Origin of the sequence: Massilia sp. CT11-137, from assembly GCF_047302885.1 — a bacterium.
In the GTDB taxonomy this organism is placed as follows: Bacteria; Pseudomonadota; Gammaproteobacteria; order Burkholderiales; family Burkholderiaceae_D; genus Telluria; species Telluria orientalis.
This window is the reverse complement of the sequence record NZ_JBKYMP010000001.1, coordinates 2,549,190-2,574,518: the sequence shown is the minus strand read 5'-3', so window position 1 is coordinate 2,574,518 and position 25,329 is coordinate 2,549,190. Positions and strand designations below refer to the sequence as shown.

The 25,329-nt window shown below is 67.9% G+C and carries 18 protein-coding genes; 11 read left to right on the top strand and 7 right to left on the bottom strand.

Going from position 1 to position 25,329, the window contains the following annotated elements; genetic code table 11:
- Positions 1-6 precede the first annotated feature (6 nt).
- The 3 genes from ACEN98_RS11665 (at position 7) to ACEN98_RS11655 (ending at position 6,315) form a co-directional block, all read left to right on the top strand.
- Positions 7-2,325, top strand: coding sequence for a dockerin (locus ACEN98_RS11665; protein WP_413384459.1), 2,319 nt, complete (start codon positions 7-9; stop codon positions 2,323-2,325).
- Positions 2,326-2,447: 122 nt separating this feature from the next.
- Positions 2,448-4,070 (top strand): family 43 glycosylhydrolase, encoded by a 1,623-nt coding sequence (locus ACEN98_RS11660; RefSeq protein ID WP_413384457.1) that lies wholly within the window; start codon positions 2,448-2,450, stop codon positions 4,068-4,070.
- Positions 4,071-4,149: 79 nt separating this feature from the next.
- Positions 4,150-6,315 carry a putative bifunctional diguanylate cyclase/phosphodiesterase gene (locus tag ACEN98_RS11655; protein WP_413384455.1) on the top strand — a complete coding sequence of 722 codons (2,166 nt, stop codon included), beginning with the start codon at positions 4,150-4,152 and terminating at the stop codon, positions 6,313-6,315.
- Here the strand turns inward: ACEN98_RS11655 and ACEN98_RS11650 are convergent.
- On the bottom strand, positions 6,288-8,573 hold the full coding sequence (locus ACEN98_RS11650; RefSeq protein ID WP_413384453.1) for an ATP-binding protein: 2,286 nt from the start codon (positions 8,571-8,573) through the stop codon (positions 6,288-6,290). The genes ACEN98_RS11655 and ACEN98_RS11650 overlap by 28 nt on opposite strands.
- 215 nt (positions 8,574-8,788) lie before the next feature.
- Between ACEN98_RS11650 and ribA the strand changes: the two genes are divergently transcribed.
- From ribA to ACEN98_RS11630, 4 genes are all read left to right on the top strand, one after another.
- The gene (gene ribA / locus ACEN98_RS11645) at positions 8,789-9,436 is read left to right on the top strand and encodes a GTP cyclohydrolase II (RefSeq protein WP_413345711.1); all 648 of its coding nucleotides are present in this window, start codon (positions 8,789-8,791) and stop codon (positions 9,434-9,436) included.
- Between the two features lie 34 nt (positions 9,437-9,470).
- On the top strand, positions 9,471-10,880 hold the full coding sequence (locus ACEN98_RS11640) for a S1 family peptidase (protein WP_413384451.1): 1,410 nt from the start codon (positions 9,471-9,473) through the stop codon (positions 10,878-10,880).
- On the top strand, positions 10,877-11,845 hold the full coding sequence (locus ACEN98_RS11635) for an FHA domain-containing protein (protein WP_413384449.1): 969 nt from the start codon (positions 10,877-10,879) through the stop codon (positions 11,843-11,845). Before ACEN98_RS11640 ends, ACEN98_RS11635 begins: the two co-directional genes overlap by 4 nt.
- A gap of 86 nt (positions 11,846-11,931) precedes the next feature.
- A complete protein-coding gene (locus ACEN98_RS11630; protein ID WP_413384447.1) occupies positions 11,932-12,579 on the top strand; it encodes a dihydrofolate reductase family protein in 648 nt (215 codons plus the stop codon).
- 111 nt (positions 12,580-12,690) lie between these two features.
- Here ACEN98_RS11630 and ACEN98_RS11625 read toward each other — a convergent pair whose 3' ends face one another.
- A complete protein-coding gene (locus ACEN98_RS11625; protein WP_413384445.1) occupies positions 12,691-13,002 on the bottom strand; it encodes a hypothetical protein in 312 nt (103 codons plus the stop codon).
- Positions 13,003-13,152: 150 nt separating this feature from the next.
- Between ACEN98_RS11625 and ACEN98_RS11620 the strand changes: the two genes are divergently transcribed.
- Both ACEN98_RS11620 and ACEN98_RS11615 read left to right on the top strand, forming a co-directional pair.
- Positions 13,153-14,226 carry a sensor histidine kinase gene (locus tag ACEN98_RS11620; RefSeq protein ID WP_413384443.1) on the top strand — a complete coding sequence of 358 codons (1,074 nt, stop codon included), beginning with the start codon at positions 13,153-13,155 and terminating at the stop codon, positions 14,224-14,226.
- Positions 14,227-14,233: 7 nt separating this feature from the next.
- Positions 14,234-14,956, top strand: coding sequence for a LytR/AlgR family response regulator transcription factor (locus ACEN98_RS11615; protein ID WP_413384441.1), 723 nt, complete (start codon positions 14,234-14,236; stop codon positions 14,954-14,956).
- A 1-nt stretch (position 14,957) separates the two neighbouring features.
- Here ACEN98_RS11615 and ACEN98_RS11610 read toward each other — a convergent pair whose 3' ends face one another.
- Positions 14,958-16,565: a protease pro-enzyme activation domain-containing protein gene (locus ACEN98_RS11610; protein ID WP_413384439.1), complete on the bottom strand. Its 1,608-nt coding sequence runs from the start codon at positions 16,563-16,565 to the stop codon at positions 14,958-14,960.
- A gap of 166 nt (positions 16,566-16,731) precedes the next feature.
- On the opposite strand from ACEN98_RS11610, the gene ACEN98_RS11605 reads away from it, so the two are divergent.
- Positions 16,732-17,844 carry a Gfo/Idh/MocA family protein gene (locus ACEN98_RS11605; protein ID WP_413337337.1) on the top strand — a complete coding sequence of 371 codons (1,113 nt, stop codon included), beginning with the start codon at positions 16,732-16,734 and terminating at the stop codon, positions 17,842-17,844.
- Positions 17,845-17,885: 41 nt separating this feature from the next.
- Here the strand turns inward: ACEN98_RS11605 and ACEN98_RS11600 are convergent, their stop codons facing one another.
- The gene (locus ACEN98_RS11600; RefSeq protein WP_413384437.1) at positions 17,886-18,821 is read right to left on the bottom strand and encodes an SMP-30/gluconolactonase/LRE family protein; all 936 of its coding nucleotides are present in this window, start codon (positions 18,819-18,821) and stop codon (positions 17,886-17,888) included.
- A gap of 44 nt (positions 18,822-18,865) precedes the next feature.
- A complete protein-coding gene (locus tag ACEN98_RS11595) occupies positions 18,866-20,995 on the bottom strand; it encodes a hypothetical protein (RefSeq protein WP_413384435.1) in 2,130 nt (709 codons plus the stop codon).
- 344 nt (positions 20,996-21,339) lie between these two features.
- Between ACEN98_RS11595 and ACEN98_RS11590 the strand changes: the two genes are divergently transcribed.
- Positions 21,340-22,563 (top strand): acyltransferase family protein, encoded by a 1,224-nt coding sequence (locus ACEN98_RS11590; protein ID WP_413384433.1) that lies wholly within the window; start codon positions 21,340-21,342, stop codon positions 22,561-22,563.
- A 20-nt stretch (positions 22,564-22,583) separates the two neighbouring features.
- On the opposite strand, the gene ACEN98_RS11585 is transcribed toward ACEN98_RS11590, so the two are convergent.
- Together ACEN98_RS11585 and ACEN98_RS11580 are read right to left on the bottom strand one after the other, a co-directional pair.
- Positions 22,584-23,147: a phasin family protein gene (locus tag ACEN98_RS11585; protein ID WP_413384431.1), complete on the bottom strand. Its 564-nt coding sequence runs from the start codon at positions 23,145-23,147 to the stop codon at positions 22,584-22,586.
- 186 nt (positions 23,148-23,333) lie between these two features.
- Positions 23,334-25,247, bottom strand: a complete 1,914-nt coding sequence (locus ACEN98_RS11580; RefSeq protein WP_413384429.1) for an EAL domain-containing protein — start codon at positions 25,245-25,247, stop codon at positions 23,334-23,336.
- Positions 25,248-25,329: the final 82 nt, after the last annotated feature.

The window sequence follows — 25,329 nt, the reverse complement described above, 5'->3', positions numbered from 1 at the left end:
ACACGTATGCAAGCATTCAGCACCAGAAGCGCCATCCTGCCGATCGCCATCGCGGCGCTCGTCGCGGCCTGCGGCGGATCGGGCAGCGAACCGGGCACGGCTACACTAACGGCCGCGCGCCAGGACAGCAACGTCCGGGCGGCCCAGGCATCCACCTGGAACAGCGTGAAGTTCGGCGGCGGCGGCTATGTCACCGGCCTGATCTATCATCCGACTTCCCCGAACGTGCTGTACGCCCGCACCGACGTCGGCGGCGCCTATCGCTGGAACCAGGCCGCGTCGTCGTGGACGCCGATCACCGACGGCGTGGGCTTCGGCGCCGGCCAGGGCGACCACTGTATCGAAAGCATGGCCGTCGACACCAACAATGACCAGAAGCTCTACATGGTGGCTGGCTGCAGCGGCAAAGGCCGCCTGTACATCTCGAACGACCGCGGCACCAACTGGACCTCGGTCCCCGTGCCTTTCGTGGTGAAAGGGAACGATGCCGGCCGCGCCATCGGCGAGCGCCTGAAGGTCGACCCGAACAATTCGCAGTGGATGTTCTACGCCTCGCGCCAGGACGGCCTGTACGAAAGCTGGGACGGCGGGCAGAACTGGACCCAGAGGACGGGGCTGTCGAGCACCCATTTGACCTCCAGCGCGATCGGCGTCGAGCATCTCGTGTTCGAAGCGCCGACGACGGGCGGCACCACGGGGACCTGGATCGCGTACGCCGCGGTCGCACCGGACTACGCCAACGCGGCGGGCCTGACGTCGACCTTGTACGTCACCGGCGACGGCGGCGGTAGCTGGACGCCGGTCGCGGTGCCGTCTGCCGTGGCCGGGTACCACATCCCGCACATGGTGCGCTCCGCCGACGGCTATTACTACGTCGTGTTCAACAAGGACGCCGGCCCGGGTGCCGGCGGTACGAGCTACCTGTACAAGTTCGGCGGCAACAGTCATGGCGGCACCTGGACCCTGCTCAACACCACCGCCAACACCTGGGGCGGTTACGGCGGCGTCTCGGTCCACGGCACCGGCGCGACCACCCGCATCGCGCTGAGCGTGAGCGGCACCTGGGGCGATTGGGCCGGCCAGCACATGATGAAGCTGTCCGACGACAATGGCGCCACCTGGCGCGAAATCGTGTCGCAGAAGCCGCATACGCCAGCGGGCAACGAGTACTGGGGCTGGCTCGACGACGTCGAGATCGATCCGAACAACCGCGACCACATCATGTACGTGTTCGGCGGCGGCATCTGGGAAACCACCAACGCCTCCGCGGCGACGCCATCCTGGACCATGAAGGTGAACAACCTCGAGGAAACCGTCACCATGGCGATCGTCACGCCGCCGGCCGGCGCGTCGTACCAGCTGATCAACAGCGCGGGCGACGTCGGCACCTGGGTCCAGACCGACCTCGCGACGAAGGCGACCAGGGGCCCGGCGACGGGTTGGAGCAACGGCAACTCGGCTGACATGGCCTGGTCCGATTCCCAGTACATTGCCGTCGCCGGCGCCGACCACAGCGGCGGCTTCGGCTTCTCGTCCGGTGACGGCGGCAGCACGTGGACAAAGTTCGCCAGCTTGCCGGCCGGCGCGGCAACGAATACGTCCAATGCGTCGAACATCGTCGTCACCGCACGCAACAAGGCCGTCTTCGCGCCGGCCGATTCGGTGCCTTCCTACACCACCGATAACGGCGCGCACTGGACCGCGACCAACCTGCCCGCACTGGCGCCGGTCAGCGGTTTCCCGCGCAGCTACAAGCTGGCGGCGGACCGCAAGAACCCGAACAAGGTCTACGCCTACGATTCGGGCGGCGCATGGTGGGGAACGCCAGGCAAGGTCTACGTCTCGACCGATGGCGGCCACACCTTCACGCTGAGCCAGGGCTCGGTGAGCGCGAACCTGCGCGCCAATCCCTTCGGCGTGACCACGATGACGGTGAACCCGAACGCCGAGGGCGACATCTGGCTGGCGGACGGCAATACCGTGTACCACTCGACCGATTCCGGCGCTACCTGGACCAAGATCAACAACTTCGCATCGATCTGGGGCACCCACGATACCTGGTCGTACCCGGATGTGCAGGGCGCCAGCTTTGTAACGCTCGGCAAGGCCGCCGCCGGCGCGCCGTACTCGGCGGCGGTGTACGTGGTCGGTGTGATCAATGGCCAGTGGGGGGTGTGGCAGTCCGACAATGCCGGCAGCACCTGGACCCGCTTTAACGACGATAACCACCAGTTCGGCGGCATCGGCGCGATCGCGGGCGACTGGAACACCTACGGCAGGCTGTATATCGCCGGCGGTGCCCGCGGTATCCAGTACGCCAACTAAGACCTGACGCTCCGCAGGGGCGGCCGCGGCCGCCCCTTCCCAGACACCGCCGTTGCTTGTTTATGAAATCGTTTTCATATAATCTTGATGACAATCAACATAAACATTCAACGGAGATAAAGTTGACCAACCCATCCCGCCGCAACGCCTTCAAGACCCTGCTGGCCGGCGCCGCATCGCTCCCCATCGCCCTGCCTGCCCAGGCGGCTTCGAAAACCGCCTGCGCGTCGCCCTTCCCCGGCTGGGGCCGCGGCATCGAAGGCCAGCGCAAGGCCGACCGCGGCGACGGCACCTACGTCAACCCGATCATCGCGGGCGACCACCCGGACCCGACGATCCTCAAGGACGGCAAGGACTATTACATGACCTTCTCGTCCTTCTTCTCGTACCCGGGCATCGTGATCTGGCATTCGACGGATCTCGTGAACTGGGCGCCCGTCGGCCCGGCTCTGAAAAAGCCGCTGGGCACGATCTGGGCGCTCGACCTGTGCAAGCACGACGGCCGCTACTTCATCTACATCCCGGCCGCGCCGGACGGCAATGCGTGGTCGATCTACGCCATCTGGGCCGACCGCATCGAGGGGCCGTGGAGCGACCCGGTCGACCTGAAAATCTCGGGCTGCATCGACCCAGGCCACGTCGTGGGCGAGGACGGCAAGCGCTACCTGTTCGTCAACGGCATCCGCCGCGTCCGCCTCACGGACGACGGCCTCGCGACCGACGGCGCCGTCGAACCGGCATATCAACCGTGGCACTATCCGGAGGACTGGGTCACCGAGAACTTCGCGCCGGAAGGCCCGAAGCTGCTGCGCCATGGCGACTACTTCTACCTGATCACGGCGGTGGGCGGCACGGCCGGTCCGGTGACGGGCCACATGGTGATCGCGGCCCGTTCGAAGTCGATCGACGGGCCGTGGGAGCACTGCCCGCACAATCCGCTCGTGCGCACGACCGGCACCAATGAACCGTGGTGGTCGCGCGGGCACGCGTCGCTCGTCGAGGGACCGGGCGGCGACTGGTGGATGGTCTACCACGGCTACGAGAACGGCTACCGCACCCTGGGCCGCCAGACGCTGCTCGAACCGATGGAATGGACGGCCGACGGCTGGTTCCGCGCGAAAGGCGGCGACCTCTCGAAGCCGATCAACAAGCCGCGCGGCGGCAAGGCGGGGCCGAACGGCTTCGCGCTGTCCGACGATTTTTCGAAGGACCGCTTCGGCGTCCAGTGGTCGTTCCACGACCCGGCGCCGGACGAGATGACGCGCGTGCGCTTCGCGAACGGCGGCCTGGAAATCCGGGGCAAGGGGTCGATGCCGGCCGACAGCACCCCGCTCACGTGCGGCGTCGGCGACCGGTCGTACGAGGCCGAGATCACGCTCGACCTGGTCGGCCCGGCCGAAGGCGGCCTGCTCCTGTACTACAACCCGAAGGCGTTCGTCGGCATCGGCTTCACCCCTGACACCATCAAGACGTACCAGTACGCCGAGGAGCAGCCGTGGGCGCGGCGGCCGCAAGCCGTGTCCAGCGTGCGCGTGCGCCTGACGAACGATGCGAACGTGGTGACCTTCCGTTACTCGTTCGACGGCGGCGGGACGTGGATCCTGCACGGCACGCGCATGGAGGTGTCGGGCATCCACCACAACGTGTTCGGCGGCTTCCTGAGCCTGAAAGTGGGTGTGTACGCGGCGGGCAAAGGGACCGTTCGTCTGCGTGATTTCCGCTACCACGCGCTGCCGTCGGGTTGACGCGACAAAACGGCCCGGGCGCGCGCCACGGGTGTTCCGGAACTGCTAGCATGCGCGGAAATCGTAACCAAAAGTCCACATGCCAGCGAACCCGTTTAGCACCCGTCGCGCCGACGGCGTCCCGGACGACGCCCAGCGCCGCTTCGACGACCTGCTCGCCCACCTGCCGGCCGGCGTCGTGATGCACGATGGCGCGGGCCGCGTGGTGGCGGCCAACCGCCAGGCGCTGGCGCTGCTCGGGCGCACCGAGTACGAAGCGCGGGAAGCGCCAGGCGGCGACGCCTGGCATTTCGTGCGCGCGGACGGCTCGCAGATGCCGCCCTCCGAATATCCCGTAAACATGGTGCTGCGCACGGGCGCCAAGGTGTCGGACCTCGTCGTCGGCGTGTCCCGGCCAGACCACGGCGACGTGCGCTGGGCGATCTGCAACGCGTATCCGGAGCGCGACGCGCATGGCGCCATCCACCGCGTCGTCGTCTGCTTCACGGACTGCACGGCCCTCAAGGACGCGGAACAATCGCTGCACAAGTCCGAGGAGCGCATGCGCCTCGCGCTGCAAGGGTCGACCGATGCGCCGTGGGACTGGGACCTCGTCAGCGGCGAACTGTATTACTCGCCGCGCTGGTGGGAGATGCTCGGCTACGTGCCCGGCGAGCAGGCGGCCGATCCGGAGGCGTGGGTGCGCCTCACGCATCCCGAGGACCGCATCCGCGTGGTCGCCTTCCTCGACGAACTGCTGCCCGGCCCGCGCCAGGCCTACAGCATGGAATTCCGCCTGCGCCACCGCGACGGCCACTACGTCCCCGTGCTGAGCCGCGGCTACATCCTGCGCGACGGCGCCGGCAAGGCGCTGCGGCTGTCCGGCACCAACACGGACCTCACGGAGCGCAAGCAGGCCGAGCGCCGCATTCATGAACTGGCGTATTTCGACCAGTTGACGGGCCTGCCGAACCGGCGCTTCCTGCTCGAGGAACTGAGCCAGATCCTCGCGCGCAACAGCCGCGCGGGCCGCCACGGCGCCCTGCTGTTCCTCGACCTCGACAACTTCAAGCTCCTGAACGACACGATGGGCCACGACGTGGGCGACCTGCTGCTGCGCGAAGTGGCGCGCCGCCTGCGCCGCGCGCTGCGCGAAGGCGACCACCTGGCACGCCTGGGCGGGGACGAATTCGTGATCGTGCTGGAAAACCTGGGCGCCACGCCGGCCGAGGCGACGGCGGAAGTCCAGGCCGTGGGCCGCAAGTTGCTGGAGGTGCTGGGCGAGCCGTTCGAGCTGGACGGGCGCCTGTGCGCCAGCAGCCCGAGCATCGGCGCCACCCTGTTCGACGGCCACCCCACCGACATCGACGCGCTGCTGCGCCAGGCCGACCTCGCGATGTACCGCGCCAAGGACGAAGGCCGCAACACGCTGCGTTTCTTCGACCCCGGCATGCAGGCGGCCGTCGACCGCCAGGCCGCGCTGTCGGCCGCGCTGCGCACGGGCCTCGCGCGGCGCCAGTTCGTGCTGTACTTCCAGCCGCAGTTCGGGCACGACGGCAGCCTCGTCGGCGCGGAGGCGCTCGTGCGCTGGAAACGGGGCACGGATGAACTAGTGGGCCCCGGCGAATTCATCGGCGCGGCCGAATCGGGCGGCCTGATCTCCGCGCTCGGGATGGACGTGCTGGAACAGGGCTGCCACGCGCTCGCGCGCTGGGCCCGGGCGCCGCATCTCGCCACGTTGAAGCTCGCGGTGAACGTCAGCGTGCACCAGTTGCGCGACCCGGATTTCCCGCACGCCGTCGCCACGCTGCTGGCCGCGACGGGCGCGCGGGCCGACCGCCTCACGCTGGAACTGACGGAGAGCGTCTTCGCGCGCAACCCGGACGACCTGGTCGATCGCATGCAGCAGCTGCGCGGGCTCGGCGTGCACTTCGCCCTGGACGATTTCGGCACCGGCTATTCGTCGCTGGCCTACCTGGCCCGCTTTCCGCTGGCGGCGCTGAAGATCGACCGCTCGTTCGTGCAGGACGTCGACCACGACCCGAACGCGTCGTCGATCGTCGAAGCGATCATCGCGCTGGCGAGAAAACTGCACCTGGCGACGATCGCCGAAGGCGTCGAACTGGATGCGCAGCACGCGTTCCTGGCCGCGCACGGCTGCGACGTGATGCAGGGCTACCTGCTGGGCCGCCCCGTGGCCATGGACGAATTCGAGCGGCGCTACGGCCGCGCGCAGGCTCAGGCCGCGAGCGGCAGCTCGACGTAGAACGTGGTGCCGATACCTTCCACGCTGTCGAACCGGATGGTCCCGCCCATTGCTTCGACGATCGTCTTGCAGATCGACAGGCCGAGGCCCGTGCCGCCCTGGCGGCGCGAATCGGCGCCGTCGGCCTGGGCGAAGCGCTGGAACACGCGCTCGCGGAACGCTTCCGGAATGCCGGCGCCTTCGTCGGCCACGGCGAGGCGCACGTGCTCCGCGCCCGCTTCGACCTGCGTGCGCACGGTCGATCCGGGCTCGGAAAACTTGATCGCGTTCGACAGGAGGTTCGTGAGCACCTGGGCCAGGCGGTCGCGGTCGACGTCCACGCGCGCGCTTTCCGCGCCGGGCGCCGCCACGCACGAGAGCTCGATGCCGGACTGCGTGGCGAAGCTCTGCATCGCGGCAACGGCATGCTCCGCCAGCGGCAGCACCGGCTGCACTTCCTTCTCGAACGCCATGCTGCCGGCGTCCATCTTCTGGATGTCCAGCACGTCGCCGACCAGGCGCACGAGGCGTCCCGAGCTCGCGTTGGCGACGTCGACGAGGCCTTTCGCATCGGGCGGGAGCTCGCCCGCCATGCCGTCGGCCAGCAGCGCCAGCGACGCCGACATCGCCGTCAGCGGCGTGCGCAGTTCGTGCGACACGGTCGACACGAATTCGTCCTTCATCCGTTCGACTTCCTTGCGCGCCGAGATGTCGTGCATGAACGCGGAAAAGAAGATGCCGTCGCCCGTGCCGGCCAGGCCGACGGTCATCTCGACCGGGATCTCGCGGCCATCGCGCGCCAGCAGGATGCGTTCGACGCGCTGGCCCAGCGTATCCAGCCGGCCCGTCTCGAGGAAGTGGCGCAGCAGCTCGCGCGAATGGGCGCGGAACCGTTCCGGCATCACGAGTTCCGTGACGACGCGGCCCAGCGCCTCGTCGCGCGACCAGCCGAGCATCTTCTCGGACGCCGAATTCCAGTCGCAGATGCGGCCGCGCATGTCGATGCCGACGAAGGCATCCTGCGCCGTCTCGATGATGGTGGCGATGCGCTGCTCGTTGGCGCGCACGCTGGCCAGCGCCTGTTCCAGCTCGCGCGTGCGCTCGTCGACGCGCGCTTCCAGCGTCGCGTTCAAGTCTTCCAGCGCGCGCCGGCGCCGCACGAGGTTCGCCACCAGGGCGTTCAGCGTGGTGGCCAGCGCGCGCACCTCCGCATAGCCGCCCCGCTGGATGTCGATGGGGGTCGTCTCGCCCGCGCGGATGCGCTGCGCGGCATCGGCCAGGTCGCCCAGCGGCCGCGTGATGCGGCGCGCCAGCCACATGCCGGCCAGCGAAAACGCGCCGGCCAGCACCACGCCGGCGGCCAGGCCGTATTCGCGCAGGCGGCGCACGGGGGCGAACGCGTCGTCGACGTTCTGGCGCACGAGCACGGTCCACCCCAGGCCGGGATACTCGCCGTAGCCGTGCCCCAGCTGGTAGCCGACGAGGTACGAGCGGCCGTCCGGCCACGTCTCGACGCCGTAGCCGCCGCGCCGCTGCGCACGGGCCGCCTTCAGGCTCGGCAGGGTCAGGCGCCGGCCCGTCACGCCGGCGGGACCGAGCAACACGTTGCCATCGGCATCCACGATCAGGGCTTCGACCTGGCGCCGCGCCGCGATCCCGGCCATCACGGAACGCTCGACGTCGCGCGCCCATTGCCACGACAGGTGCGCGCCCAGCACGCCGCGCGTCACGCCCTCGTCGTCGACGTAGGGAAAGGCGACGTCAACGAAGCGCCAGGGCTCGTCCTGCCTGGGCAGGTAGCGCGCCAGGAGTACCGCCTCGTGCACGTCGCCCGCGTGGATGCCGCGCAGGGCATTGCGGAACCACGGGCGCTTGGACACGTCCGCGCCTTCCAGCAGGCCTTGGGCCGACACCTGCACCTTGCCATCCAGGCCGGCCAGGCCGATCCAGCTGTAGTAACCGAGGCTGTGCCGGATGCCATCCAGCGTGGCGCGGCGGCGCTCCTGCGGCTGCCCTTCGGCCAGCACGCGGCGCCGGGCCAGCAGGCCCACCTCGCGGTAGCGTTCGAACATGCCGCGTTCCAGCTTGTCGGACGTCTGCAGCGCCAGCTCGGCCAGCCCGTGGCCGATGCTCGATTGCACCTGTTCCGCCGACTTGCGTTCGATGACGGACGTCAGGACCAGCGTGAGGACGACGGACAGCAGCACGAAAGCGAGGGCGAGCCAGGCGCCGAGGGCGCGCGGGAGCAGGCGGCGGACGGATTTCAGGGGATTCGGCATGGCGAACTGGAGCCTAGCACAGCCAAGATTCCGTGCGGGAATTGTGTTGCACCACGTGAACACCCGCGATGCATTGTTGTATTTCCGACCAGCAGCACCCATATCGGATGGAGAGGCGGTGGGGCCGCGAAGGGTTGAACTACACGGCCATGTCCGATTTCCGGTAAACTCGCCTGTTACGTAACCATTATTTACGCCATCGCCCAGGAAAAGCCATGCAAGACAATGCCACCGCGCCGTCCAACCTCGTCGACTACGTCACGTCGTGCTCCCTGCCGACGCCGTGGGCGCAGTTCACCCTGCATGCGTTCGTCGAGCATTCGACGGGCAAGGAGCATCTGGCGATGACGCTGGGCGACCTGTCCACGGGCGACGCCCCGCTGGCGCGCATCCACTCCGAATGCCTGACGGGCGACGTGATGTTCTCGCAGCGCTGCGACTGCGGCGCCCAGCTGGAGTCCGCGCTGCGCCGCATCGCCGACGAAGGCCGCGGCATTTTGCTGTACCTGCGCCAGGAAGGCCGCGGCATCGGCCTCGTGAACAAGATCCGCGCCTACCGCCTGCAGGAAGCGGGGGCCGACACGGTCGAGGCGAACCTGCAGCTGGGCTTCCACGCCGACGCGCGCAACTATGAACTCGTGCTGCCGATGCTGGAGCAGTTCGGCATCGAGGCCGTGCGCCTGATGACGAACAACCCGCGCAAGATCGACGCCCTCGGCAAGCTGGGCATCAAGGTCGCCGAGCGCGTGCCGCTGCTCGTCAACCGCAACGTCTACAACGAGAATTACCTGAACACCAAGCAGGCCAAGCTTGGGCACATGATGACCTCGGTCTCCGAAGCGGTGCTCGACAGCGAGTCGTAACCCCCGCCGCGGGCGGTTCTGGCAAGATGGAGGCATGCGCCTCCCTTCCGCCGCCCTTGCCGTCCTCGTCTTCGGCGCCGCCGCTTCGCTTGCCGGCGCCGCGGGCAAGGCCGGCCAGCGCGTGAAACCGGCGCCCCAGCCGCCGCTCGTGATCCCGCCCGCGACGCCGCCCGCGACGACGCCGCCCGCGCCCGGCCCCGGCGAGACCGACGAAACGGCCGCGCTGCCCACGCCCTCCAGCGCCGCGCAAACCCTCTATTCCGCCGCCAGCGCCGACCTGCTGCAGATCCGCATGCTGCTCAGGAACGGCCGCAGCCAGTCCAGCGTCGGCTCCGGCTTCCTCGTCGGCACGGGCAACCTCGTACTGACCAATTACCACGTCGTGTCGCAGATGGCGCTCGACCCGGACGTCTACGTCGGCGAATACGTCGACACGGACGGCAAGAGCGGTCCCATCGAACTGCTCGCGGTGGACGTGCTGCACGACCTGGCCGTCGTGCGCGTGAACCGCAATGGCACGGGCTTTTTCCAGGTCGGAGAAAAACCCGTGAAACTCGTGCAGGGCCAGTACCTGTACTCGCTCGGCAATCCGCTCGACCTCGGCTTCGCCATCTCGGAAGGCTCGTACAACGGCATCGTCACACGCAGCTTCTACGAGCAGCTGATTTTCACGGGGCCCATCAACTCCGGGATGAGCGGCGGGCCCAGCGTGACGGCGGCCGGCGTCGTGGCGGGCGTCAACGTCTCGAAGCGGCTCGACGGCGAACTGGTCAGCTTCCTCGTGCCCATCAAATACGCGCAGGCGCTGCTGCGGCAGGCCGCCACGCAATCCCACCCTCCGAAGAATTTCAATCCGCTGATCGGGCAGCAGCTGCTGGCGCACCAGCGCGCGCTGATCGACCGCCTGCTGGCCGAGCCGCTGTCGATGCGCACGATGGGGCCCTACCAGGTGCCCGTGCGCGAATCGCAGCAGTTGCGCTGCTGGGGCCGCTCGAACTTCCGCGCCGAAGCCGAGTACACGGCCGACTCCGTCAGCTGCGCGATGGAAGCGGCGATCTACGTGTCGGACACGCAGCAGACGGGCCACGTGTCGATGACGCACCAGGTGCTCCGTTCGAGTTCCCTGCACCCGCTGCAGTTCGCCGTGCTGGCAAGCAGCCGCTTTCGCGTCGACAGCATCGGCACCGGCCGCGACACGCGCCTCACGCGGCCCGCCTGCGCCGAGATGTTCGTGCACACGGCGACCCTGCCCGTGCGCGCGGTGACGTGCGTGCGCGCCTACCGCAAGTTCGCCGGGCTGTACAACTTCACGTTGCTGGCCGCCAGCACGGACGATCCGCACGCCAACCTGCAGAGCCGGCTCGACCTGGCGGGCGTCTCGTACGAGAACGGCATGCGCGCGACCCGCGCCTTCCTGTCGGCCCTTGGACGGAGCCGCAGATGACTGGCCCGTGGTTCGTCGAGCTGCTGGCCAGGAACGGCGACGTGCTGCACCGCCAGCGCGTCGACGGCCTGCCGATCCGCATCGGGCGCGGCTACGACAACGACGTGATCCTCGACGACGACTACGCGGCCGCCGCGCACGCCATCGTCGAGCAGGATGCATCCGGCCGGCTGCTGCTGCACGACCGGGGTACCCGCAACGGCATCGTCATCCAGGGCAAGCGCCGGCAGGACGCCGAGCTGACGGGCGACACGGTCGTCCGCATCGGCCACACGGCGCTGCGCGTGCGCGCGGCCGACTTCCCCGTCGTGCCGGAACGCCTCGACCGCACGTTCCACGGCTGGGAAGGCGTACTGCCCGCCGCCGCGGGCCTGGCGCTCGCGGGCGGCGTGGCCCTGCTGGCGCGCTGGCTCAGCGACACGGAATATTTCCAGCTGGCGCGCTACGCGGAGGCGCTCGCGGGCGGGCTCGCGGCCGCGCTGCTGTGGGGCGGCATCTGGGCGTGCGCCAACCGGCTGTTCGCGCGCCACGCGCGCTTGGGCCGGCACGTGTTCGTGTTCGGCTGCGGCGCCGCGGCCCTCGCCGGCTATGCGCTGCTGGGCAGCACGCTCGGCTACGCCTTTTCCGCCGAAGGGTTCACGCATTACGCCTCGCACGTCGCGACGGTGCTGTTGGCCGGGATGATTTATTTTCACTTGTGCACGATCCGTCCCCGCAATCGCACCCGTTACCGCTGGGTCTGCGCCGGCTTGGCCGTGCTATGCTCCGGGCTGATTCTGGCTGGCAATGTGCAGCGCACGGGCCGCGTATCGGACGAGTTGTACATGTCCGTGCTGATGCCGCCGGCCATCCGCGTGAGCCCCGACCATGGCGTGGACGAGTTCATGCGCGACGTGGAAGCGATGAAGGCCCCGCTCGACCGCAGCCGCGGGCGCAAGCCGGGCGATGACGAGATCAACGATTGACGGCGCCGCGTTGTCGAAATTGGGCGGCCCCGTTCGTCGTATGAACGAGGGACGCAGCCCGCGTCCCGTCCAACAGGAGAACGACGATGTCCAGACTGACTGTCCGATGCTTTGCCATATCCCTCGACGGCTACGGGGCCGGCCCGAACCAGAGCCTGCAGAATCCGCTGGGCGAACGCGGCGAGACGCTGCACCAATGGTTCCGCGTCACCCGCACGTTCCAGCGCATGCTGGGCGATGAATCGAAGGGAACCGATGGTCCGGACGAGACGTTCGCGGCGCGCGGCTTCGAGAATGTCGGCGCGTGGATCCTGGGCCGCAACATGTTCGGCCCCGTGCGCGGTCCGTGGCCGGACGACGAGTGGAAGGGCTGGTGGGGCGACGAGCCGCCCTACCATGTGCCCGTGTTCGTGCTCACGCACCACGCCCGGCCCCCGCTCGAGATGAAGGGCGGCACGACCTTTTACTTCGTCACGGACGGCATCGAGGCCGCCCTTGCCCGCGCCAAGGAGGCCGCGGGCGGCAAGGACGTGCGCCTGGGCGGCGGCGTATCGACCATCCGGCAATACCTGCAGGCGGGTCTCGTGGACGAGATGCACCTGGCCATCTCGCCCGTGCTGCTGGGGGCCGGCGAGGCGCTGCTGGCCGGCATCGACCTGCCCGCGCTCGGGTTCAAGGTCACCGGGCACGTGGCGACGGAGGCGGCTACGCATGTGGTGTTGAGCAAGGACTAAGATCCTGCGACGCCAGCACGTCGCCCCCGCGCAGGCGGGGCTCAATTTTGCAAGCGCAATCGCGATGCGTGCAACCTTGGGTTCCCGCCTCCGCGGGAACGACGGTGGTTCCTACGTCAACGGGATCGTCAGCCGCGCGATCTCGACCGAGCCGCCCTCGTCGAAGATCGGACAGCGCTCGCCGATCTCGACGGCGTCGTTGAAATCCGCCGCCTCGACGACCGAATAGCCGCATAGCGAACTGGCGGATTCCTTCGGCCCGAGCAGGCGGCGCGGCACGTCGACGGCGCTGTGCGTGAGGCTGCCGCGGTCGAGGACGCGCGAGCCCATGCCGTCGAACCACGCGGCCCAGCGCGACAAATCGTGGCGCGTATCCGCATCGGCGCCCGGTTTGCCGTGGTACACGAACAGGAAACGTTCCATGGCCTTCTCCTGGAGTTGGTTTGATCGGCTCGACGTTAGCAGAAGCGCGGCGGCCGCGACGCACCCGTGCCTACCGCCGTGCCTACCGCCGTGCCTACCGCCGTGCCTACCGCCGTGCCTACCGCCGTGCCTTTTGACAATCACCCGAGGATGGCCGATCATCCCCGCATGACCTTCCTGCGCCGCAACGCCGTCTTCGTATCCGCGTGGATCCTGTTCTGGATCCTGATGATGCTCGTCGCCGTGCAGGACTTCATGCGCAACGAACACAGCCACGCGATCTGGAAACCGTTGCTGTGGGAAGGGTCGTCCGCGCTCGTCGTGACCCTGCTCGCCCTCGTGCAGCTGCGCTGGTCGCACGCGGACGATCACCTGCTCGGCACGCCCTGGCGCTGGTTCGCGCGGCAGGCGCGCTGGCTGTCGATGTACTGGATCGCCTTCGTCCCCCTCGCCTTCGGCCTGCGCCATGGCGTGTATGCGCTCGTCGGCGAAACCTACCGGCACGATCCGGTGCCGCAGCTGTTCCTGTACGAATCGATGAAGATCACGATCTTCTTCGGCCTGTTCATGGCGATCCGCTTCGGCGTGCAATCCTACCGCGCGCTGCTCGACGCGCGGCTGCGCGCGGAACGCTCGAACACCCTGCTGCGCCAGGCGCAATTGCAGCGGCTGGGCCAGCAGATGCAGCCGCATTTCCTGTTCAACGCATTGAACACCGTGTCCGCACTGATCTGGACGGACCCGGCCCGCGCCGACGCGACGCTCACCCAACTGGCCGACGTGCTGCGCGAAACGCTGGCCCTGGGCGACCGCCACGCGGCGCCGCTCGCGACCGAGCTGCGCCTCGCGCGCGGGTACGCGGACGTGATGGCCGAGCGCTTCGCCGACCGCGTCGCCATCGCGTGGCAGGTCGACGACGCGCTGCTCGACCGCGAAGTGCCCGTGATGAGCCTGCAGCCGCTGCTGGAAAACGTGTTCAAGCACACGGTCGAGCGGCGCCGCGGGCAGACGCACATCGCCGTCTCCGTCTGCCGCGAGGGCGACGAGCTCGTGCTGGGCGTCGAGGACGATGCCGGCAAGCTGGCCGCGACGGAACGCCCCGGCGGCATCGGCCTGTCCAACCTGCGCGCGCGCATCCAGGCTTTATATGGCGATGCGGGCCGGCTCGACATCACGGCGCGGCCGCAGGGGGGCGTGCGTGCCGAGATGAGGTTGCCTTGCTGAGGTTCGTATGCGTCTGCTGATCGTCGACGACGAGCGCCCCGCGCGCCTAAAACTGCGCCACCTGCTCGCGCAGCAGGACGGCATCACGGCCGTCGAGGAAGCGGCCGACGGCATCGATGCGCTGGAGCGGATTGCAAGTTTTCGCCCGGACGCGCTGCTGCTCGACATCGAAATGCCCGAGCTGTCCGGCATCGAACTGGCGGCATCCCTGCCGGAACCGGCGCCGCTCGTCGTGTTCGTGACGGCGTACGAACGCTACGCGTGCCAGGCGTTCGACTGCGACGCCATCGATTACCTGCTGAAGCCCTACGACGGCGACCGCCTCGCACGCGCGCTGGCGCGCCTGCGCCGGAAGCTGGCGGCCGGCGTCGACGGCCAGCCGGCCGCCCTACCGCCCGCGCCGCTCGAGCAATTGCTTGTGAGTGAACGCGGCGTCACGCGTGTCGTGCGCGTCGCGGACATCCAGTGGATCGAGACGGCCGACAACTACGTCGTGCTGCACACGGCCGCGGGCAGCCCGCTGTTGCGCCAGACGCTGGCCGGCCTCGTCGACCGGCTCGGTGCCGGCTTTATTCGCTGTCACCGGCGCGCCGCCGTGCAAGTGGGCTGGATCGAACAGGTGGTCGCCCTGGACAAGGGCGACGGCGAATTGCTGCTGCGCGGCGGAGCACGGGTGCCGTGCAGCCGCCAGTACCGCGCCGAGGTGCTGGCGCGGTTGAATCCGGCTTGAATCAGGCCTCCAGCGCGGCCAGCAGTGTCGAGCCGACGGGCACGCCCCAGCCCGTGCACGCATCCCAGCCCGCCCCGGCCGCATAACCGCCGTTGTCGCCGCTCGTGATGTCGCGCAGCGCGCCGCTGCCCGCCAGCGGGCCGTACAGCAGCGGATTGAGCCATCCCACGTGCTGCGGCAGCTTCTGGTTCAGCAGCGCGACAAGCCCCGCATACAGCGGCGACACGGCGCTCGTGCCCCCGATCGTGGTCGTCAGGAAGTCGACCCGCACCCGGTAGCCCGTCGCCGGGGACGCATTGCCGGCCACGTCCGGCACGCCGCGCCCGACGCGTCCGCCCGGGTTGATCGACGCCGGCACGCGCGCATCCGCCTGCCAGGACGGCAGCGCGAACTTGTCGCTGACGCCGCCGCCCGTCGCGCTGGTGGAAGGGTCGTCATTCCACACGGTCTCGCTGGTGATGGTGTGGCCGCTGACCGTCAGGCGCGTGCCGCCGCAGCCCAGCACGTACGGGCTCGACGCGGGGAAGTCCGCATGCGCAAGGCCGTCCGGCGTGCCGTTCTGCGGGTTCTGGTCGTGCGCGCCGGCGTCGCCCGCCGCGCAGCACACCGTCACGCCCAGCGCGGCCGCGGCCTCGAACGCCTGGTCCATCGCGGCCAGGCCCTGGTCCGTCCACTCCGATTCCGGCGCGCCCCAGCTGATCGAGATCACGGACGGTTTGCGCACGTCGTCGTGGACGGCGGCCGCGATCGCATCGACGAAGCCCTGCTCGCTGTTCGGCGCGAAATACACGGCGATGTTGGCCTTCGGCGCGACGGCGCCCGCGACCTCGATGTCCAGCATGACCTCGGCATCGGCGCTCCACGGTAGCGACGGGCTGTTCTTGCCGCCGTCGACGGACACGGCCGTCACATGCGGCGCCGCCAGGCCGAGGCTCTTGAAATAGGCTTTCAGGTCGGCGCTGCGGTAGCCGCCGCCCAGTTCGATGATGGCGATGCACTGGCCGCTGCCGTCCAGACCGGTCGGAAAGTCGTACAGCTTCGCCATGTCGATGCCCGTGAAGCCGGATGCAGCCTGCGCGTCGGACGGCGCGGCGCCCGGCGATATCGAGGCCAGCATCGCGGCTTGCTCGGATTCTTTGGAGAACTTGAAATGGGGCCGTGCGATGGGGACGTCGTCGATGCCGAACACGCCTTCGACGATGCCGTCCAGCTCGGGCGGCACGTGCACGGGCGCGGTGCGGCGGCGCGAGATCCCGGCCGCGTGCTCGACCCGCTCGATTGCCGTGCCGAACGCGGCGGTCACCTGGCCCGCCGTGCCGGACAGGACGATGCTGCGCGCGGCCGGCCGGCGTTCGACGACGACGAGCCCGGCGCGCTGCGCGAACGCGGCGACGGCGTCGAGATCGGCATCGCTGGCGCCGTGCTGCGCGGCGAATTCGGCGCGCGTGAGATAGCGCCGCTGCCCCGGTTTCGCGTCGAGCGAATGGGGTGCGAGCGGCGCGCGGCGGCGCACGAAGACGGTGACGTCGATGCGTTCGTCGTCCGGCGCCGGCCCGAGGGACCGCATGTCGGCACTGGTTGCGGGCACGCTGCCCTGGAGTTTGACCATGATTCACCTCGCTGGAAGATGGCCCGGCCGGTCCGGGCACCATCTGCCAGTGTGCGCGTCGGGGCGAGTTGATTATTGATGAACGCCAATTGTGGGCGAGCCCGTGCATTCGTATTAAAATAAGAACGCGACTGTGAGCGCTAACATCGATAACAAAGGAGACGTGATGATCGACAGGAATCGGCGAGGTCTGGTCCTTGCCGCCGGCGGCGCGCTGGCGGCGGGCGCGGTGGGTGACATGGCATGGGCGGCCCCGCCCGATCGCAAGCTCGGCTATGCGATCGTCGGGCTGGGCTCCTATGGCCTGGGCATCATCATCCCGCAATTCAAGAACTGCAAGAACAGCAAGCTCGTCGCGCTGGTCAGCGGCGATGCCGCCAAGGCGAAGCGCGTGGCGCAGGAATACGGCGTTCCGGAAAAGAACCTCTACAACTACCAGAACTACGACGAGATCCGCAACAACCCGGACATCGACATCGTCTACGTCTGCCTGCCCGTCTCGATGCATGCCGAGTACACGATCCGCGCGGCCAAGGCCGGCAAGCACGTGCTGTGCGAAAAGCCGATGGCCGTGTCGTCGGCCGAATGCGAAGCGATGATCGCGGCGTGCCGCCAGGCGGGCAAGAAGCTGATGATCGGCTACCGCTGCCACTTCGAACCGTACAACCTGGAAGCGCGCCGCATCGCGCGCGCCGGCGAGATCGGAAAGCTGCGCTATTTCCGCTCGGAACACGGCTTCAACTTCCGCGATCCGAATGCATGGCGCCTGAAAAAGGCGCTGGCGGGCGGCGGCTCGATGATGGACATCGGCATCTACGCCCTCAACGCGGCGCGCTACATGACGGGCGAGGAACCGACCGCCGTCTATGCCCAGGAAACGACGGACCGCAAGGACCCGCGCTTCCGCGAGGTCGAAGACATGATCGGCTTCCAACTGGAATTCCCGTCCGGCGTGATCGGCTCATGCCAGTCGATGTACAGCGCCAACCAGAACCACATCCTGCTGGTGGGAGATAAAGGCCGCATCGAGATGGAACCGGCGACCGGCTACCAGGGCAACCGGATGTGGGTCGGCGGCAATGGCCGCGACAAGGAAGTCACGCCGCCGCCGGGTCCCGGCGCCACCCAATGGGCCGGCCAGCTGGACCACATGGCGCAATGCGTGCTGCAGAACCGCGAGCCGATCGTCGGCGGCGAGGAAGGCCTGCGCGACCTGCGCATCATCGAGGCGATCTACCAGTCGGCGCGCGAGCAGAAGCGCATCGTGCTGAAGGCCTGACGCCATCACGTGCGCGTGCGACTGCACGCGCACCGCGTCTGTCAGTACGGCGATCCGGTGACGTCCAACCGGATCTGCCACACGGCGCCGGCGCCCGTCAGGAACAGGGTCTTGCCGTCGGCGCCGCCGAACGCGGCATTCGTCACGTTGGCATCCGTGCGGATCGTCGCCAGCTGTTTCCCCTGCGGCGAGAACACGCGCACCCGCCTGGCCGGGTGCTCGGTCACGTAGATATTGCCGTGGCAATCGACGGCCATGCCGTCCGGGGTGTCGAGCCCATTGACGATGTCTTTCCCCTGTCCCGGCACGCCGTTCACGATCGGGTAGGCGCGCAGGAAGCCGTCGCCCGCGTTCACGTACAGCACGTCGCCGGCGGGCGACAGCGAGACGCCGTTCGGATTCGGCCGGCTGCCGTCCACGAGCGTGATCCTGCCGTCCGTGCCCACGCGATAGACGCCCGTGACGGGCTGCCCGCCAGGCGCCGCCGCCTTCTGGTAATCCGGGTCCGTGAAATAGATCGTGCCATCTTTCGCGATGGCGATGTCGTTCGGCGAGTCGAACACCTGGCCGTTATATTCCGCGGCCAGTGTCGTGCGCTTGCCGTCCGCGATGGCATAGCGGGACAGCGCCTTGTACTTGTGCGTGGCCGCGACGAGGTCGCCGTGGGCATCGACGGCGAGGCCGTTGCTGCCGCTGTCCTCCACCACCGTCGTCACCGTGCCGTCCGCCGCCAGCTTGCGGATGCGCGACGGGAAGCCGGGTCCGAGGCCGAAATCGGAAAAATACAGCGCGTCCTTGATCCACACGGGGCCTTCGTACAGGCCGGCCCCGGCGCGCGACGGCTTGACGCTCGCGACGCGCTCCGCGCGCAGTTCGCCGGTCGGTGCCGTGCCGCAGGCGGACGCGGCGTGGCTACTTGCCGCATACGACAGGGCCAGCAGGAGGCCAGGGAGGGCGAGGACGGTGCGCGCTTGCATGGAAAGCCTTTCGTTCGATGGTCGGAGAAATTGATTGTAGCGCTTCAATCGTCTTCCGTGTCCAACGCAATCTTGCGATCCTCCTTGTAGCGGCACAGGTCGATCTGCGGCGAGGCATCCGCCCGGCACCAGCCCAGGCCGTGGCGCCGCCCTTCGCCATCGATGCCGCCGACGAACACGAGCTTGTCGGCCACCGGCCACTGGTACGCGCCGTAGTGCCATGTGCCGCGCATGGGCGCGGCGTGGGCAGGCACGAACACGCCGTCGCCGTGCGCCTCGCCCTTCACGAACGTGGCTTCCAGCCGACCTTCCTTCGTCACGAGGACCCCGGGGCCGGATGGTATGGCATCCTCGACGCCGCCTTCGTACGAGACCATCTTGCCGCCGGCCGGGAAACTGATGCGCCCGGTGCCATGGGCCATGCCCGCCGCAAACGCTCCCTCGTACGCGACGCCCCGCTCGCTCGCCAGCTTGCCGTGTCCCGACGGCTGGCCCTGCACGAAGTCGCCTTCGTAATAACTGCCATCCGGACGCAGCCACTTGCCCTTCCCGTCCGGTTTGCCGCCGGCGACCGGGCCTTCGTAGACGGCGCCACTGGGGTAGCGCAATCCCTTGCCGTCCGGCGTCGCACTGGAGGCCATGTCGGCGACGAGTTCCAGGTTTTCCATCAACAACGCGTCGAGCGGGTTCTTGCCCGCCGCATCGAACGCGACGGCGCTGCGGATGCTCTTGACCGCTTCCGGCAACTGCTTGTTGCGCAGGTAGAGGTGCGCCAGCGCGCGCAGACTGCCGGGCGTCGGCTCGTAGATGACGAGGGTGTCCAGGCCGGCGATACCTTCCTGAACCGGTCCGATGTCGGGTGCAAGCTTGTACACATGGCCCAGGGTAAAGTAGGCCAGCGGATTGGACGGGTCCGCCGTGATCGCGCGCCGGGCCAGGTCGCGCGCCTCTTTCAGCGGCGCTTCCCAGCCGGGCACGCCGGTGTCGTGCATCGCGGCCGCCGCCATGTCCAGGCCTTCGGCGCGCGTGGCGAGCAGGCTTGCATCGTTCGGGTAGCGTTTCAGCAACGCATCCAGACGCGCCATGCCGTCGTCGACGACGCGGCGATTGACGGCAAGGATGGTCGCCTTCGGATCGTCCGGATGGAGCTTGAGATTCGTCTCGACCAGTTCCCGCACCATGTCGGCGTCGCGCTTCGCGAAGCGGGGCACCACGTCGGCCAGGACGGCGTAGGTCGCGGGACGGTCGAGCTTCGTGACCTTCACCTGGACTTGCGGCAGGTCGAGCCCATCCTTTCCGGTCGAGAACCCGCGGGCCATCATGCGGCGCTCCACGTAGCGCCGCATGTCGACATCGAGTTCCTCGTACGACTTCTTGAAAGCGATGCGCACGGCCTGGTCTTCGGACAGCCCCATGTTATGCAGGCGCAGGTAGTGCGCGAGTTGCCTGCGCAATTCGGGGCTCGAATTGAAGTAGTGGATCGCGTACTTCGCGCAGGCATAAAAGCGGGCCATGTCGATCTTGCCGGCCCGCGTGCTGTTGTCGTAGGAAAGTTTGTTCGTGTTGAACAGCCATTTGGTATCGAGATTGATCCGGCCCGTCCGGTCGGCCAGCCAGTCCTCGCGATGGCTGCCTTCCACCGGATGGCCGAACCATGCCATGCCGTCCTGGATGACCAGCGACGACCAGTACTCCGACATCCCTTCGTCGTACCAGCGCGGATACGCCGTCGTTTCGGGCGAATAGTGCAGGAGGAAATGGTGGTATTCATGCAGGATGATCGCGCGCGACACGTCGCTTGCCGCCGCCGACGTGACGTAATCCTCGATCCTTGCGATGGCCGCGTAACCAAGGCGCGACAACTGGAACACCCCGGCCATGTTCCGGGGCAGCCCCAGCGTCGCGAAGCTGCGCCGGCCCATCGCGACGATCGTCAGCGGCGGCCCGTCCAGCGATTGCGCACCGCGCACGCGGTTCGAGATGTACCGCAAGTTTTCCAGGTCGACGATCATGTGGCGCGCAACGTCTTCCGGCTGGTCGGTGACGACCCGGAAATTCGGGCTGTCGATTTCGATCCAGTTCTGGTCGACGAGATCGTTGATGTTGCCGGCTTGCGCCAGCGGCATCGCCAGGAACAGGATGGACAGGGCGCGGCCAAGGAGAGTGGTTGTCATGAGCGGGAACAGGAATTAAATGCTTGCAATACAGCATTCCATTCTAGAACGTACGTATGCGCTCAAACATCACCAATTATCTCGGCCATATTATTCCAAATTTGTATGATCGATATCTGAAAATCAAATTGGATTTATTTTTTGTGTCCCCGCATACTCCGAACCGTCTCCTCTATCTTCCTCCAAGAAAATAGATTCAAGCCCGCCGCAAGCGGGCTTTTTTTTTTTCATCCGCCCGGCCCGCCCCACCCGGCTCCCGCCTCGCCACAATCCGCTCGCATCGCGACCTGCGCCGATCTAGTCTGACGTCGTTAATTTCATCGACCAACCGACGACGATCCGCCATGAACACTCGCCATCTACCGCGCCATCATTTCCTCGACTGGGTACGCATCATCGCCTTCTTCCTGCTGATCCTGTATCACGTGGGCATGTATTACGTGACGTGGGGCTGGCACGTGAAGAGCCCGCACGCCGGCACCACGCTCGAGCCTTTCATGATGCTGTCGTCGCCGTGGCGGCTGGCGCTGCTGTTCCTCGTGTCCGGCGTCGCGTCCAGCGTCATGCTGGCGAAGCTGCGGCCCCTCGCCTTCCTGCGCAAGCGCAGCTGGCGCCTGTTGATCCCCCTGGTGTTCGGCATGCTCGTCATCGTGCCGCCGCAGTCGTATCTCGAAGTCGTCGAGAAGCTCGGCTATGCGGGCGGCTACGCCGACTTCATGCGGCTGTACGTGCGCGGCTATCACGGTTTCTGCCAGGACGGCTGCCTGATCCTGCCGACCTGGAACCACCTGTGGTTCGTCGCCTACCTGTGGGCCTATACGGCCGTCCTCGCGCTCGTCGTGCTGGCCCTGGGTCCGCGCTTCGACCGTCTCGCCGCCCTGCTCGGCCGCGTGCTCGAGGGCTGGAAGATCATCGTGCTGCCGGCGGCCGTGCTGGCGCTGGTGCGCATCCTGATGCTGAACCGTTTTCCCGTCACCCACGCGCTCGTGGACGACTGGACCAACCATGCGACGTATCTGCCGGTCTTCCTGCTTGGCGCCCTGATGGCGCGCGTTCCCGACTTCTGGTCCCGTGTCGCGGCGCTGCGCTGGACGTGTCTCGCGCTGGCCCTCGCCGGCTGGGCCCTCCTGATGCTGTGGATCGCGCTGGACAACGCCGGCGGCATCGACGGCACGCGCTGGGAACTGCTCGCGAAGCCGATGCGCGCCAATTACGCGCTGCTGGCGTGGAGCGCGATCCTGGCGGCCTGCGGCTTTGCCCGGCGCCACCTGGACCGCGACGGCCCCGCCCGGCGTTACCTGACCGAGGCCGTGTTCCCCGTCTACATCCTGCACCAGACGCTGATCGTCGTCCTGGCCCATGCGTCGAAACCGCTGCACCTTGCGCCGGGCCTGGAAGCCGTGCTGCTCGTCGTGCTCGTGACGGTGCTCAGCTTCGCCGGCTTCGAGATCGTGCGCCGGGTGCCGTTGCTCCGTCCGCTGTTCGGGCTCGGGCCGCGCATCCGGACCGCGGCCCAGGCTGCACACGACATCGCCGCGCCGCACCCGGTGGCCGGGCGCAGCGTGTAAGGTCCGGGAACTGCGCCGGGTCAGTGCGCGGCGGCCCGCTGGTCCTTGCTGCCCTGCTGCTGGCTCGGCGGCATTTGCTGCGTCTGGCCCGCGCTGCCCGATGCGTGCGGCTGGGCGGCACCGTTGCCCGGCCGGATGAATGGATCGCTGAACTGGCGCACGGTTTCCTGCTGGGCGCGCAGGCCACGTTCCGTCTGCTCGGTGGCGTCGCGCGCCACCTCGTCCGCCAGGGCGCGCGCGGTGCGGGTGGTGTTCTGCACGTGCTGCTCCGTCACGCGGGCCAGCTCGACCTGGGAGTCGGCCGCCAGGCGCGCGATGTGCTGCTGGTAGGCGCGCAGCTTTTCCGTCGTGGGCTGCGTGCGCGCCGTGGCGGCGCTCAGCAGCTCGGACTGACGGTCGGCGCTCAACACGTGCTTGCTGGCCAGGGTCGTTTCTTCCAGCATCGTCTGCATGAGCTGGATGTTCAGGTCGCACATTTGCTGGAATGAGCTGAACAACGACTTCGACATGTCATTCAGGAACGCGGTCTGGGCGTCGATGTGGGTGCGCACCGCCGGGGCGATCGTTTGTGGAAATGGATACATGGTTTTGCCTCGCAAAGTTTTGGGTTGAACGAGCCGCAGCAGGCGCCGCGGCGCGAAGCTCACAGACTAAGGGCGCGAGGCTGATTACCTTTGATCTGGGCTAATCGTGCCGGGCTTGTCGGCCTGAAGTAGCGAATATCGGTCCGATCTTTGCATCGGTCCAAGTTCCTGTACTCATGAGACAGACTAGCGCGCAATCGCACCCATCCTGGCGCCCCCGTTCGGCGTCAGGTTTCTCTGGTCGAGCAACCGCGTCATCGCGTCCGCCGGCACCGCCTGGCTGTAGTAATAGCCCTGCGCGGCCAGGCAGCCGTGCGCCGTCAGGAAGGAGACGTGCTCGGGGCTGTCGACGCCTTCGGCGATCAGGTTCAGGTGCAGGCTGTGCGCCATTGCGATGATCGCCGTGACGATCGCGGCGTCGTGCGCCTGCTCGTTGATCCCGATGACGAACGAGCGGTCGATCTTGAGCGCGTGGATGGGGAAGTTCTGCAGGTAGGCGAGGCTGGAATAGCCGGTGCCGAAGTCGTCGATGGACAGTTGCACGCCCATGGCGCTCAGGCGGCGCATCACGTCGAGGTTGTCGTCGCTGGGCTGCATCGTCAGGCTTTCCGTCAGCTCGAGCTCGAGCGCGTCGGCGGGGACGCCCGTGTCGCGCAGCACCTGGGCCACGAACTCCGTCAGGTTGGCCTGGGTGAACTGGCGCGCCGAGAGGTTGACGGCGATCCGCATGTCCGGATGGCCGCCGTCGCGCCAGCGCCTCAGTTGCGCGCAGGCCTGGCGCAGCACCCATTCGCCGATCGGCACGATGATGCCGGTTTCTTCGGCGATGGCGATGAATTCCGCGCAGGAGCGGGCCGCCTTGCCGGGCGGCGTCCAGCGCAGCAGCGCTTCGGCCGAGAAGATCCGGCCGCTCTCCATGTCGACCTGCGGCTGGTAGTACACGGAAAACTCGTCGTGGGCGAGCGCCTGGCGCAGCTGGCTGGTCGCCGCCATGCGCCGCTTCGCCGCTTCGTGCAGGGCCGGCGTGAAGAACTGGTACGTGTTGCGGCCCTTCTGCTTGGCCTGGTACATGGCGGCATTGGCCGCGCGCAGCAGCGCGGACGCGTCGCTGCCGTCGGACGGATACAGGCCCAGCCCGATGCTGGCGCTGACGTGCAGTTCGTGGTCTTCGACGTGGAATGGGCGGCTCAGGGTCTCGAGGATCTTGCCCGCCACGAGCGCGGCATCGTTGCTGCACCGCAGGGCCGCGAGGCAGATGCCGAACGCGTTCCCGCCCAGGCAGCCGAGGCTGTCGCCCTCGCGCGTGCATTGCTGCAGGCGCGAGGCGACGGCCTGCAGCAGGCGGTCGCCGATCCGCTCGCCGAGGGAATCGTTGATGGTCTTGAAGTGGTCCAGGTCGATGTGCAGCTGCGCGACCATCTCGTCCTGGTGGCGCCGCGCCTGGGCGATCGCCTGGTTGACCCGGTCTTCCAGCAGCAGGCGGTTGGGCAGTCCCGTCAGGGCATCGTGGTGCGCCATGTAGTCGATGCGCCGCTCCGCCTGGTTGTAGTCGGCGATCTTCTGTTCCAGCCGGGCGTTGGTCCGGACCAGCTCCGCGGTGCGCTCGGCCACGCGCTGTTCGAGGAGATCATTGGCGGCCAGCAGCTCGGCTTCGGCGCGCCGCAGCTGCGCGTTCTGTTCGGCCAGGCGCTTCTGCGCGCTGCGCAGTGCCAGGTGGGTCGTGACGCGCGCCCACACTTCATCGATCTGGAATGGTTTGGTGACGTAGTCGACGCCGCCCGCCGCGAAGCCGGCGACCTTGTCGTGGGTCTCGGACAGCGCCGTCATGAAGATCACGGGGATGTCGCGCGTACGCGGGGACGCCTTGAGGCGCCGGCACGTCTCGAAACCGTCCATGCCGGGCATCATCACGTCGAGCAGGATCAGGTCCGGCTGAACGAATTCCGCGCGGGCCAGGCCCTCCTCGCCTTCCTGCGCGACCGCCACCCGAACCTGGCGCCCCTCGAGATACTCGACGAGGATGCCCACGTTGGCCGGCGTATCGTCGACAATCAGGACGGTCGGGGTGCCCACGTCCTGGGGCGCGACAGAAGTCGTCATATCGGTTCCGTCCACTGGTCCATCGATTCGCGGGGGCTTGCACTGTAATGACGATTCTATCTGATTCTAACATTAGAGCAAC